General features: G+C 47.3%; 11 protein-coding genes, 4 tRNA genes and 2 pseudogenes. 1 reads left to right on the forward strand and 16 read right to left on the reverse strand.

The features are described 5' to 3' along the window. Window positions 1-48 precede the first annotated feature (48 nt). The 16 genes and pseudogenes from rplL to L1889_RS14985 all read right to left on the reverse strand — a co-directional run bounded on the left by rplL (window position 49) and on the right by L1889_RS14985 (window position 11404). Window positions 49-423 (reverse strand): 50S ribosomal protein L7/L12, encoded by a 375-nt coding sequence (rplL, locus tag L1889_RS14910; protein WP_238665756.1) that lies wholly within the window; start codon window positions 421-423, stop codon window positions 49-51. Between the two features lie 80 nt (window positions 424-503). Beyond that, a complete protein-coding gene (gene rplJ, locus L1889_RS14915; protein WP_238665757.1) occupies window positions 504-1028 on the reverse strand; it encodes a 50S ribosomal protein L10 in 525 nt (174 codons plus the stop codon). A gap of 240 nt (window positions 1029-1268) precedes the next feature. Beyond that, window positions 1269-1964 (reverse strand): 50S ribosomal protein L1, encoded by a 696-nt coding sequence (rplA, locus tag L1889_RS14920; RefSeq protein ID WP_238665758.1) that lies wholly within the window; start codon window positions 1962-1964, stop codon window positions 1269-1271. A 5-nt stretch (window positions 1965-1969) separates the two neighbouring features. Next, the gene (gene rplK / locus L1889_RS14925) at window positions 1970-2401 is read right to left on the reverse strand and encodes a 50S ribosomal protein L11 (protein ID WP_238665759.1); all 432 of its coding nucleotides are present in this window, start codon (window positions 2399-2401) and stop codon (window positions 1970-1972) included. Window positions 2402-2465: 64 nt separating this feature from the next. Continuing rightward, window positions 2466-2999, reverse strand: a complete 534-nt coding sequence (nusG, locus tag L1889_RS14930) for a transcription termination/antitermination protein NusG (protein WP_238665760.1) — start codon at window positions 2997-2999, stop codon at window positions 2466-2468. A gap of 9 nt (window positions 3000-3008) precedes the next feature. Then, complete coding sequence (gene secE, locus L1889_RS14935) at window positions 3009-3389, reverse strand: preprotein translocase subunit SecE (protein ID WP_238665761.1); 381 nt, start codon at window positions 3387-3389, stop codon at window positions 3009-3011. Window positions 3390-3432: 43 nt separating this feature from the next. Further along, window positions 3433-3508 (reverse strand) — tRNA-Trp (locus L1889_RS14940). Window positions 3509-3598: 90 nt separating this feature from the next. Beyond that, a complete protein-coding gene (gene tuf, locus L1889_RS14945; protein WP_238665762.1) occupies window positions 3599-4789 on the reverse strand; it encodes an elongation factor Tu in 1191 nt (396 codons plus the stop codon). 42 nt (window positions 4790-4831) lie between these two features. Beyond that, window positions 4832-4906: transfer RNA gene (locus tag L1889_RS14950), tRNA-Thr, on the reverse strand. A gap of 42 nt (window positions 4907-4948) precedes the next feature. Continuing rightward, window positions 4949-5022: transfer RNA gene (locus L1889_RS14955), tRNA-Gly, on the reverse strand. Between the two features lie 53 nt (window positions 5023-5075). Continuing rightward, window positions 5076-5161 (reverse strand) — tRNA-Tyr (locus tag L1889_RS14960). Window positions 5162-5433: 272 nt separating this feature from the next. Next, on the reverse strand, window positions 5434-6354 hold the full coding sequence (locus tag L1889_RS14965) for a ParB/RepB/Spo0J family partition protein (protein ID WP_238665763.1): 921 nt from the start codon (window positions 6352-6354) through the stop codon (window positions 5434-5436). 17 nt (window positions 6355-6371) lie between these two features. After that, window positions 6372-7204: pseudogene (locus L1889_RS14970) on the reverse strand (ParA family protein). 2 nt (window positions 7205-7206) lie between these two features. Beyond that, a pseudogene (gene rsmG / locus L1889_RS14975) lies at window positions 7207-7877 on the reverse strand (16S rRNA (guanine(527)-N(7))-methyltransferase RsmG). Beyond that, the gene (mnmG, locus tag L1889_RS14980) at window positions 7874-9790 is read right to left on the reverse strand and encodes a tRNA uridine-5-carboxymethylaminomethyl(34) synthesis enzyme MnmG (RefSeq protein ID WP_238665764.1); all 1917 of its coding nucleotides are present in this window, start codon (window positions 9788-9790) and stop codon (window positions 7874-7876) included. Before mnmG ends, rsmG begins: the two are co-directional and overlap by 4 nt. Before the next feature lie 1401 nt (window positions 9791-11191). After that, complete coding sequence (locus tag L1889_RS14985; protein WP_238665765.1) at window positions 11192-11404, reverse strand: cold-shock protein; 213 nt, start codon at window positions 11402-11404, stop codon at window positions 11192-11194. Between the two features lie 291 nt (window positions 11405-11695). Here L1889_RS14985 and L1889_RS14990 point away from each other — a divergent pair, with 291 nt between their 5' ends. Beyond that, window positions 11696-12871, forward strand: coding sequence for a methionine aminotransferase (locus L1889_RS14990; protein ID WP_238665766.1), 1176 nt, complete (start codon window positions 11696-11698; stop codon window positions 12869-12871). Window positions 12872-13329: the final 458 nt, after the last annotated feature.

Raw genomic sequence — 13329 nt, forward strand, 5'->3', positions numbered from 1 at the left:
GCAAAAGCCCGGGAAGGCAAAAGCACTTCCCGGGCAAGCATAAAAGTCTTATTTAAGTTCGACTTTTGCACCAGCGTCTTCAAGCTTTTTCTTAGCTTCTTCAGCTTCAGCTTTAGATACGCCTTCTTTGACGTCTTTAGGTGCGCCATCAACCAGATCTTTAGCTTCTTTCAAGCCAAGACCAGTGATTTCGCGAACGGCTTTAATAACGCTAACTTTGTTTGCGCCGATTTCAGCCAGGTGAACGTTGAACTCGGTTTGCTCAGCAGCAGCCGCACCAGCGTCAGCAGCAGGAGCAGCAACTGCAACAGCAGCAGCTGCAGCAGACACACCGAATTTTTCTTCCATGTCCGTGATTAACTCGGACAGCTCAAGCACAGTCATGTTAGCGACTGCTTCGAGGATTTCAGCTTTAGTAGCCATTTTTCAGAACTCCAGAATAGGTATAAATGCCAGGTTTGGGTATCGTCCGATACGACGAAATTCCACCAGCAAGCCTTGAATTAAGCGGCCTGCTTTTGATCGCGTACAGCGGCCAAGCCACGTACAAATTTGGTTGGAACTTCGTTGAGCGTACGCACAAACTGCGTGATAGGCGCTTGCATGGTGCCAAGCAATTTCGCAATCAACTCGTCGCGCGAAGGCATTGTTGCCAAAGCTTTGACGCCGTTCAGGTCAAGAAGGCTATTGGGCATTGCCCCGCCTTTAATAACCAGACTGTCGTTGGTTTTAGCGAAATCAGACATGACTTTTGCCGCTGCTACCGGATCATCACTGATGGCGTACATCAGAGGACCGACTAGCTGGCTAGATAACTCTTCAAAAGAAGAATCAGCTAACGCACGACGAACTAACGTGTTTTTTAATACACGCAGGTACACGCCCGATTCACGCGCTTGTTTGCGCAATACGGTAACGGAGGCGACGTCCAGACCACGATACTCAGCGATAATGATCGATTGTGCCTGTGCTACTTGAGCAGAGACTTCTTCGATGACTACCGTTTTCTCTTCACGATTGAGACTCACGGTTTGAACACTCCTTCTAAAGATGCTCGGGAAAGTCCTGAGCATCAACCGAATGCGGCGCACCTGGTAGAGATTCTGAAATAGAAAATCTTCCGTGGGCGCCGTCTACGTTGGATGAATGATTAAGAAATCTAGAACGAGGCGGTTAAGCACCGATTTTGACTTCTCCAACGGTCTTTGACAGCAATGGCTAACAAAATGCTAACCACAGCCCAAAGTTCTGTTTACTTTGAAAGCGAATTACGCTTGCAAAGATGAAATTTCAACACGAGCACCGCCACCCATAGTGGATGAAACGGCGATCTTGCGCATGTAAACGCCCTTAGCTGCCGCTGGGCGAGCTTTATTAAGAGCATCCACAAGAGCCAATAGGTTGGTCTGCAACTGTTCTGTTTCGAACGAAGCACGACCGATAGTGGCGTGGATAATTCCTGCTTTATCGGTACGGTACTGAATCTGACCAGCTTTAGCATTTTTCACTGCCGTAGCAACATCAGGTGTAACCGTGCCAACGCGAGGGTTAGGCATCAGGCCACGTGGGCCCAGAATTTGACCTAAGGTACCCACAACACGCATTGTGTCTGGAGACGCGATCACTACGTCGAAGTCCATCTGACCGGCTTTGATCTGCTCAGCCAAGTCATCCAAACCTACGATTTCAGCGCCGGCTGCACGTGCTTCTTCAGCTTTATCGCCTTGAGCGAATACGGCTACACGAACGCTTTTGCCTGTACCAGCAGGTAGAACCACCGAACCACGAACCAGTTGGTCCGATTTACGGGGATCAATACCAAGCTGAACTGAAATATCGATAGACTCGTTGAACTTTGCTGTTGCGGTTTCTTTGACCAGGTTCAAAGCTTCAGCAACAGGGTAAAATTTATTACGGTCGATTTTGGCAGCAATGGCTGCTGCGCGTTTGCTTAATTTAGCCATGACTATTAAACCCCTTCGACGTTAATGCCCATACTGCGAGCAGTACCGGCGACAGTGCGTACCGCTGCGTCTAAATCGGCAGCAGTAAGATCGGGTTCTTTAGTTTTGGCAATTTCCTCGGCTTGAGCGCGAGTAAGCGTACCAACTTTATCCAGGTTAGGACGGGCCGAACCATTTTTAATACCAACAGCTTTTTTGATCAGGATAGTCGCCGGAGGCGTCTTCATGATGAAAGTGAAGCTCTTGTCTGCAAAAGCAGTGATTACAACTGGAATTGGCAGACCTGGCTCGAGTTGCTGGGTGCGGGCATTGAATGCCTTGCAGAATTCCATGATATTCAAACCACGCTGACCCAATGCTGGGCCAATGGGTGGCGATGGATTTGCCTTACCAGCTGGAACCTGCAGCTTGATAAAACCGACGATTTTTTTCGCCATGATAGACTCCTTGCGGGTAATAGTGCCTGCTGCAGTTAAACAGCTGGCTCCCCGGGGTTAAAACTCAGGTTTTTTCAACCTGGTCGAAATCGAGTTCTACAGGGGTCGAGCGGCCGAAAATAGTAACGGAGACTCGAACCTTGCTTTTCTCGTAATTAACTTCTTCAACGTTACCGTTAAAGTCAGCGAACGGGCCTTCTTTTACCCGCACAAGTTCGCCGACCTCAAACAGCACTTTAGGACGAGGTTTCTCTACACCCTCTTCCATTTGCGACAATATTTCTTTGACTTCGCGCTCGGATATAGGCGCAGGACGATTACCCGCACCACCCAGGAAGCCCGTAACACGATTGGTACTGCGTACTAAATGCCATGTTTCGTCGGTGAGATCCATCTCGACCAATACGTAACCTGGGAAAATACGACGTTCAGTAATTGTTTTTTTGCCGTTTTTGACTTCAACGACTTCTTCCGAAGGAATCAGGATTTGACCGAAAGCATGTTCTAGCTCGGCACGCTCGATTCGCTCGACTAAAGCCTTGTGCACGCTTTTCTCCATACCGGAGTAAACGTGAACGACATACCAGCGCTTGCTCATGTGTGCCCTTTATTTCCAGCCTAGTAGCAGGCCATAAATGACCCACTCAAGCCCTTTGTCTATAATCCACAACAGGACAGCCATAACCGCAACAAACAGGAACACGATGCCTGTCATTTGCGTAGCTTCTTTGCGGGACGGCCAGTGTACGCGTCGGACTTCGCCGTAGGAATCGCGCGCAAACGCTATTGTACGCTTGCCAGTATCACTGAAGAACACAATCAAAGCGGCCACAATCAAAGCGCCCACGAACACGCCTACCCGGACTAAACCGGGCTGTGTCTCTAAGATGGAGTAACCAACAATGCCTGCAGCAAGCACTAGTACTGCCAGGCCCAGTTTAAGACGCTCTGAGCCACGGTTAACGGTTTCTACGTTGGTATTCGACATATTCCGACGATAGGACGCCACGAAAGCGTGACGAATGACTGAGTGGCAGGGGCAGAAGGAATCGAACCCTCAACCTTCGGTTTTGGAGACCGACGCTCTGCCAATTGAGCTATACCCCTATACCTTGAAGACAGTTTGCCGTATAAGGCTCACTGTGACAACAAGTGCAAAGGGGAATAGTACCCCCTTTTGCACTTTTTTACTACTATTTATTTAATAATTTTGGCAACGACACCAGCACCAACAGTACGGCCACCTTCGCGAATCGCGAAACGCAGACCTTCTTCCATCGCGATTGGCGCAATCAATGACACCGTCATCGAAATGTTATCACCAGGAAGCACCATTTCTTTGTCTTCCGGCAATTCGATCGTGCCCGTTACGTCCGTCGTACGGAAGTAAAACTGAGGACGGTAGCCCTTGAAGAATGGCGTGTGACGACCACCCTCTTCTTTGGACAGAATGTAGACCTCAGCAGTGAAGTCGGTGTGTGGCTTGATCGAACCTGGCTTGGCCAATACCTGACCACGCTCAACGTCTTCACGTTTTGTACCACGTAGCAAAATACCAACGTTATCGCCCGCTTCGCCCTGATCGAGCAACTTGCGGAACATTTCAACACCAGTACAAATCGATTTCACCGTATCACGGATACCGATGATTTCGATCTCTTCGCCCACTTTCACAATACCGCGCTCGATACGGCCGGTAACCACAGTACCGCGGCCCGAAATCGAGAACACGTCTTCAACAGGCATCAGGAATGCACCGTCAACCGCACGTTCAGGCGTAGGAATGTAGCTGTCAAGCGCCGCTGCCAGTTCCAGCACAGCTGAGTGACCCAAGGGGCCAGCATCGCCTTCCAGAGCCAATTTAGCAGAGCCAGTGATGATCGGTGTGTCGTCGCCAGGGAAATCGTAGTTCGACAGCAATTCGCGAACTTCCATTTCAACCAGTTCGAGCAACTCAGCGTCGTCAACCATGTCGGCTTTGTTCAGGAACACGATGATGTAAGGAACGCCAACCTGGCGGCTTAGCAAAATGTGCTCGCGTGTCTGAGGCATGGGGCCATCAGCAGCCGAAACCACCAGAATCGCGCCATCCATCTGCGCTGCACCGGTAATCATGTTTTTAACGTAGTCAGCGTGACCAGGGCAATCAACGTGAGCGTAGTGACGGTTAGGTGTCTCGTACTCGACGTGTGAGGTGCTGATGGTGATACCGCGGGCTTTCTCTTCAGGAGCTGCGTCGATTTGCGCGTAGTCGCGTGCTTCGCCGCCGTATTCTTTTGCCAAAACCGTGCAGATTGCTGCGGTCAATGTGGTCTTACCGTGATCAACGTGACCAATGGTGCCTACGTTGACGTGTGGTTTAGTCCGTTCAAACTTGCCTTTAGCCATGGCAGACTCCTGAATGGAAGGATGCTGAAATATAAAGAGTTGTGGTGCCCATGACGCGAATCGAACGCGTGACCTCTCCCTTACCAAGGGAGTGCTCTACCCCTGAGCCACATGGGCGACTTATGCTTCTTACCGTTGCATTAATTAACGATAATAATTTGGAGCGGGTGAAGGGAATCGAACCCTCGTCTTAAGCTTGGAAGGCTTCTGCTCTACCGTTGAGCTACACCCGCAGTTGATTCTTACTACACCCGGGGCAGAGGCTGTTAGGCTTCTGCCATTGTTCTGGTGGTGGGAGTAGGATTCGAACCTACGTAGGCGTAAGCCAACAGATTTACAGTCTGCCCCCGTTAGCCACTTGGGTATCCCACCATAAAGCGAATTGCGAATTATGCATGTATTTTTTATGGCTGTCAACAAGTTTGGCAACTTGCTTACGTTTTATTTACAAATTTATTTACGTAATTCGCAAATAAAAACATAAAAAGGTAGATGCATTTCCACAAAGACAGTCATTTTGACCGCGCGCGTAACATAAGTCAACATAAAGTCTGAATTCAGCTTCAGACAGAACAAAAAAAGCGCTTATAGCTATCAAGATGCTATAAGCGCAATGTCTTGCCGCCGCAATGGCCTTCAAGAACTTACTTTTCGATCAAGGTATTCCAGCCCTGCTTTTCCAGCAAACTGTTCAAATGTTCCCAGCCGTGAAAGCTGATTTGTAAATGACCTTTGTTTTTAGCTCCGACCTTAAGCACCACTTGGGTGCCCAGATGCTCGGACAGGGCCTTTTCTACTCGCTGCGCATCCCCGTTTTTCTTCGGAGCTGTCGCTATGGCTACAGCATCAGCATTGTCGGCTTCGCGTAGCGTCTTTGCCACCAGCTTCTCTGTTTCGCGTACAGATAGCCGACGCGCTATGACTTCGTTCGCCAACATGATCTGCGTGGCAGCGTCGGTAGCTAACAAAGAGCGAGCGTGCCCCATGTCAATATCGCCAGCTAAAAGCATAATCTGGACCGGCTCTGCCAGATTGATTAGACGCAATAGATTGCTAGTGGCTGAACGTGAACGTCCTATGGCCTGGGCTGCCTGCTCGTGAGTTAACGCAAACTCGTCAATTAGACGTTTAACCCCGTGCGCTTCCTCAAGCGGATTCAGATCTTCGCGCTGAATGTTTTCGATCAGCGCCATTACGGCCGCGTTCTCGTCAGCCACTTCACGGACCAGGACAGGAACCCGTTCCAGGCCCGCTAACTTTGCTGCACGATAGCGGCGTTCGCCCGCGATAATTTCGTATTTCGCACTGTCTTTTCCAGCCAAAGGACGAACTAAAATTGGCTGCATTACACCCTGCGCGCGAATAGAATCGGCAAGCTCGTTAAGCGCCCCTTCGTCCATTCGGGTACGAGGCTGATACTTACCCGCTACCAGATCGTCCACACCCAGTTCGTGAGGTGTACCCGCCGCAGCCTCTGTTTTACCAATGCTATCGATCACACTTGCGTCTACACCCAACAGGGCATCTAATCCTCGCCCTAATCCTTTAGGCTTTCGTGTTGCCATGAGTATTCCTTTAAACTTTAAGCTTCTGCTGGCTGCGAAGCGGCCTCTTCTTCTTTAGCCTCTTTCTTAAGGCGCTTGACGAGCTCACGGCCGAACTCCATATAGGCTTTGGCACCTCGCGAATTTTTATCGTAGCTAATGCCTGGCATCCCGTGGCTGGGCGCTTCAGCCAAACGCACATTTCTTGGCACGATTGTCTTAAAGACCTTATCACCAAAATGAGCTTCAATCTGTGCCGACACTTGCTGTTGCAGTGTCACCCGTGTATCAAACATGACACGCAGCAGACCAATCAACTGTAATTCGGTATTAATATTTCGATAGACCCGTTTGATCGTGTTTACGAGGTCAGATAAGCCTTCCAAAGCAAAATACTCGCATTGCATCGGAATAATGACACCGTGTGCACTGGCAAGTCCATTTAAGGTTAACAAGGATAAGGTTGGAGGGCAGTCTATAAGTACAAAATCGTACTCGTGAGACACCTTTCCAAGCGCTCTTTTTAACTGTTTTTCGCGCTCATCCATTTGAACCAGGTCGATTTCCGCCCCAGAAAGCTCTCTATTAGATGGCAACACATCGTAACCACCCGTTTCTGAATGTACCCTAGCTTCTGAAATTGTGCTTTGGCCGATCAAAACTTCATAAACATTATGTTCTACATTGTTTTTATCGATTCCGCTGCCCATCGTGGCGTTTCCTTGCGGATCTAAATCGATAAGCAAGACTTTTTCTTCAATGCAGCCAATGCAGCAGCCAGATTAATCGTTGTGGTGGTCTTACCCACGCCGCCCTTCTGGTTGGCGACACAAAATACATATGTCCTGGGTTTGGTGGAATTAGCAGACATAGTTATCCTTGTTGACTCAAATAAACCAGGCATCGCTGGGCGTCTAGCTCGGGAACCCTTAGAGGTTTCACGTGGTCAACTGACCATGAGGTTTGTTGTGTAAGTTCTAGAATTTCATTTTCCGGCTGGCGTCCCTTCATAGCTAACATCCGTCCATTTTGGGATATATGTTGTCCAGCCAAAGTGACAAAGTCGACTAACGAAGCAAAGGCGCGAGATATTACTATATCGGCGGCATAAGGGGTAATAGTCTCGACTCGCTGATGCGTTGCCTTCAGGTTAGGTAGAGCCAATACAGCTGACATCTGACGTACAAATGCCATTTTTTCTCTACGGCATCAACACACACCACTTCCCATTCTGGGTTAACTATAGCCAAGACGACTCCGGGCAAGCCAGCACCAGATCCCACATCCATAATTCTGGCACTACTTTTGTTTTTTTCAGCCAGTTCCTGCTGAATAGGAAGCACTACCGACAAACTATCAAAAATGTGCTGGACCAGCATTTGCTCGGGATCACGCACCGCAGTCAAATTATATGTTTTGTTCCATCGCTGCAATTGCGAGATGTACTTAAGCAGCTTTTCGTGCTGCACCATGTCTGGCGTCAATCCCAAACTAGTACACGCCCCATTAAGACGTGCCGAAAATTCTATGCTCTTATCACTCATGCCGCACTTCTCGCCTGTCCTAGGCGTTTTAAATAAACCAGTAGCACTGAGACTGCTGCCGGTGTCACACCAGAAACCCTACCTGCCTGCCCAATTGTTTGCGGCCTGGCTGCCTCTAGTTTAAGGACCACCTCGTTTGACAGGCCTTTTATTTTTGAATAATCAATACTCTCAGGAATAAGCTGTTCGTCAAAAGATGCTTGTCTCTTAACTTCAGTCTGCTGGCGGGTGACATAACCGGCATACTTCACTTCTATTTCGACTTGAGTTTCAACAACCGGATCTAAGCCCAAGTCACTCAACACTTGGGTGCCGTCTTTACTTACTAGCTGTCCCAGGGTCTGATATTTAATTTCAGGACGCTTCAACAGGTCATGTAGTGAGTATTCTCTTTCAATTCCCTGCCCTAAGACCGCATGTAATGTTTCACGTGAAACTAACGTTGGATTTATCCAGGTTCCTCGCAGACGTTCTATTTCGCTGGCGACAGCATCACGTTTACGATTAAAAGCGTTCCAGCGCTCGTCATTTACAAGCCCCAGTTTTCTACCGACCTCTGTAAGACGCTGATCTGCGTTATCTTCACGCAAACTTAACCTATATTCCGCACGCGAGGTAAACATCCGATACGGCTCGGTTACGCCACTAGTAATGAGATCATCAACAAGAACGCCCAAATATGCTTCATTTCGCTTAGGCGTCCAGGCTTCCTCTCCCCTGATCTGCAATACAGCATTAATACCGGCCAATAGCCCTTGAGCTGCAGCCTCTTCGTAGCCGGTAGTACCATTGATTTGCCCAGCGAAGAACAAAGCATTAATTGCCTTGGTTTCTAAAGAAGGTTTCAAGGCTCGAGGATCAAAATAGTCGTACTCAATAGCATAGCCAGGGCGCATGATACGTGCATTTTCAAGACCTGGAAGGCTTTGCACAATACCTATCTGTATATCAAAAGGCAAGCTAGTAGATATGCCATTGGGATAGATTTCTGTGCTGGTAAGCCCCTCTGGTTCAAGAAATACTTGATGACTCGATTTATCAGCAAAACGATGAATTTTATCTTCAATGGAAGGGCAATAACGGGGACCCACCCCTTCGATCGTTCCCGAATCGCTATACATAGGAGAGCGATCCAAACCAGAGCGGATAATATCGTGCGTACGCGCGTTGGTGTGAGTAATCCAGCACGGCATCTGCCGGGGGTGCATGGCCGCATTACCTAAATAGGAGAAGACCGGTATAGGATTGCTATCACCATGCTGCAGCTCTAACTTAGAATAATCTATGGTTGTGGAATCAATGCGCGGCGGTGTCCCTGTCTTGAGTCGACCTTGGGGTAACTTCATTTCTTTTAATCTCTGTGCAAGCGTAATGGCAGGTGGATCCCCTGCCCGGCCGCCAGAGTAATTGTCTAACCCAACATGAATTCGACCATTTAGAAATGTTCCAGCTGTTAGTACCACAGCCTTCGCTTTAAAACGAAGACCAATCTGGGTTACAGCTCCTACCACTCGATCTCCTTCTAAAAGCAAATCATCCACAGCTTGCTGGAAAACCATCAAATTAGGCTGATTTTGTACTGTCTGTCGAATTGCTGCTCTGTACAGGGATCGATCTGCCTGGGCTCGCGTAGCGCGCACAGCAGGTCCTTTGGATTGATTTAAAATCCTGAATTGGATTCCGGAATAATCCGTTGCCATCGCCATCGCGCCTCCTAATGCATCCACTTCTTTCACCAAGTGGCCTTTGCCAATACCTCCAATAGAGGGATTGCAGGACATTTGGCCTAGCGTGTCTACATTATGGGTGAGCAACAGCGTAGAGGCGCCGGCGCGCGCAGCTGCTAAGGCCGCTTCGGTACCCGCGTGGCCACCGCCGACGACGATAACGTCAAACTCGTCTGGATAAATCATTGTAGTAGAACAGAAATTCGATAAAAACTCATTATACGACCGCCGCGCAACCCTTTCAGATTTTAATCTTGTAAAACAACAGTTAAGGCTAATTTCGAAATTTAAAGAAGCTCGAAAACACCTTTAATTGCTTAACTGTCAGTGCCGCTACGCGGTTATTAGCTTTACTTCAGCACGGATGAGTAATTTTCTCTTTAACAGACTCTAAATCAGCATATAGAAATGTAGACGTTAACATTGACCTGTTCAGGCGAATAGCGTTTTTACTCAGGAAAACCTTCAAAGAACCTATTTGCTTATAAGCATTATCGAATAAATTACTTTTAATTCACTTCATACTGAATGACAGATTCGGAAAGCTACCCCACTCGGACTATCTTAACTCTTGCTAAACCAGTCAGGTTCCACGTGAAACATACCGTGTTATGCCTGATCAATCCATTCCGTTTATGTTTTGTTGTACTTGCTGTTGAATATCTCGAGCTTGCATCTAAACGTATTCTCAACAAGACCCCTCCTACGACAATACAGGCTATTCGAAAATCTTACTTCAACATGGTTTCACGTGAAACCATAGGGCTCTGAGCCATAGCAAGCATGTTCCACGTGGAACAGCCTAAACCAAATAGACTAAGCTAAAAAGCCTATTTATAACTCTACCTATAAGCCGTGCACCCCTTATCCAAAATCGAACTCTATCAGCATGCTAAAACACTATTATCAGGAGAGCATGCGCCATGTGCCGCCTAAACCAAAGCTAACGTTGGCCGACTTGGTAAAAGTGTGTTTAAGGGCCTGCTACCCCAGCTTAACATTGAGAGCTTCGGATCAATGCGCCTGTGGATTCACTGTCACCGATAGATGACAGGCTACATACTGAGAATCAGCATAGAATTAGGCCAATGGTCAGCACGAAGAATTTTCCATGAACGTCAAAGTTGGGTAGCCGCATGTGCCTTTGCCAGGACAGTATTTATTTGCCCTATGAACAGTGGATAACATCTCGATATTTATTTCTCCGTTGTCTCAGGCCCATAACACATGCAGCTTAAGCGCTCACCATCTTGTGGGTAACTATGTGCATAACCTGTGTGGCACCAAGGATAACTTTTATGCTTTCCACTGATTGAGCCAGACTTCACCCAAGCGCTCATTACTCTGGGTCAAGAGAGAAAAGGATGTTAACGAGTAATTTCCCCTACCCTTAGCCCTACCCCGGAAAAACCAAAAACAGGGGTTTTCAAAGATGAAATGGAGACTCAGGCAAAAAACCTGCCCTCGCCCCAATACTTAAAAACCCGTGCAAGAGGATTAGCTTAGCCCGCGAGGGAATAGGAGGGACAAAAAAAGCGCCGTATTTAGGCGCTTTGGAATCAGCATGGCTTAAAAAGCACTGATTTTTTATTCTTGCATAGGTCGTATCGCAGCGGCTTGCAGCCCTTTAGGACCTTGCTGTACCTCGAACTCTACTGGCTGCCCTTCGTTTAACGAACGAAAACCGCGGCCATCGATCGCGGTAAAGTGAGCAAATACATCTGCATCGCCAGAATCAGGGCTAATAAAGCCGAAGCCTTTTTCAGCGTTGAACCATTTAACTTTGCCGGTTTGAACCATAATTTACAGCTTCCTGATAAAAACGTATAAAAGTTTGACTACGACTCAGTAGCAACCGTATTCAAAAACCGGGCTGATTATTGTCTGGCAAACCGCAAACAGGCTAAGCGCGATAAATTAGCACTTGCTTCTGAATCAATGTCAGCGAAAGCATAACCATGCAGAGCGTCGTTTACCAATACCAACATACCCCAATGTCGTATTTTTTCGTCATATAGTTATGAAAAAAACGTTATTTATCCATGCGGCTTCTGACGCATCATTAAAAATAATCCAGGGCATTAATCCACTATGAGTATCAAGTCAAAACTGCCAAATGTAGGCGAGACCATTTTTACGGTGATGAGTCGATTAGCCATCGACCATAACGCAATCAACTTAGGGCAAGGCTTTCCTGATTTTGAGACAGATCGCGGTCTGATCGACTCAGTACATCAAGCCATGCTTGAAGGTCATAATCAGTATGCTCCCATGAGTGGCCACCCATTACTGAAGTCAGCAATCGCAACCAAGACCAAAACACTGTATGGGGCAAGCTATGACACAGATTACGAGCTAACCGTCACTAACGGAGCTAGCCAGGCCTTGATGGCGGCCATTCTGGCGCTGGTACACCCCGGAGATGAAGTAATCGTCATAGAGCCGTTCTACGACCTCTACTTGCCATGTATAGAGTTAGCTGGGGGCTTTGCAGTAATTGTGCCTATGGTGGCCCCTAAAAGCCCTGTGGATAGCTATTACATCGATTGGGAAGCTGTGGAAAAGGTTATCAGTAGCAAAACGCGGTTATTGATTCTTAATTTCCCGCATAACCCTACAGGAATCAGGTTGAAACCTCAGGATTTAGATGCTCTTGAACATCTTGTGCATAACTTTGGAATCACCCTTTTATCTGACGAAGTTTATGAGCACCTGATTTTTGATAACCATCCTCATTTAAGTTTATCCACACGGGAAAGCTTGCGTGAGAACTCAATTATCGTCTCTTCTTTCGGTAAAACCTTCAGTGCTACTGGATGGAAGCTTGGATATTGTCTGGCACCAGCAAAATTCAGTAAAGAAATCCAGAAAGTGCACCAATATATGGTTTTTTGCGTCGCGACTCCGATGCAGGTTGGTTTGGCCCGGTATATGGAGGACTCTGCTACCTACAATGATTTAGCTAAGTTTTATCAGAAGAAACGTGACTATTTGTTCAATGGGCTGCTGAACACTGCTTTTGAGCCTATGCAAAGCGAAGGGACTTTCTTTTTACTAGCTTCCTACCAAGGCTTGTCTACAAAAAATGAGATCGAATTTAGTCAGTGGTTAACGCAGGAACATGGGGTTGGGGTGATACCCGTTTCTGCTTTTTACCAAGATCCGAAGTCTGTCGCTGCAAACCACCAGCTTGTACGATTTTGTTTTGCAAAGCAGGATCATACCCTGGCTAGAGCAATTGAGCGTTTAGAGAAAATATCTAGATAAATCATTAAATTAGCAAAGTTATACAAATTTACCTACAGCCCTTTCATGTTTTTTCAGAAAGGGTTTTTTCGTTTGCAGCATAAAAAAACAGAAAGACGTTTACGAATGAGTGGTGACGTTTTCAGTGTAGGCACCAAACTCAGCTAAGGCAAGGGCGATTTGGTCTGGGCATTGAAGACAGGAAGTTGGAAGGTAATCATTAGTTATTCAATAACATCTATATATATCTAATAAGACTAATGGGTGTCTGTGGATAACTAGAACAAGTCTCTAAGGTCCAATAACTACGGGCTTTTCAAGCTTTAAATTCCCCCGGATAACAGCAAAGTTTCACGTGGACAGATTGCGCATAACTTTTACAGTGCATAAGTAAATACACCTTGTACCCTTACTATCCACACCCTGTGCACAAAGGCTCTCTCTAGGGCTTATCCACAGGCACCTATGACAAAAAACTT

It is taken from the genome of Paenalcaligenes niemegkensis (genome assembly GCF_022230885.1).
GTDB classification, from domain to species: Bacteria; Pseudomonadota; Gammaproteobacteria; order Burkholderiales; family Burkholderiaceae_B; genus Paenalcaligenes; species Paenalcaligenes niemegkensis.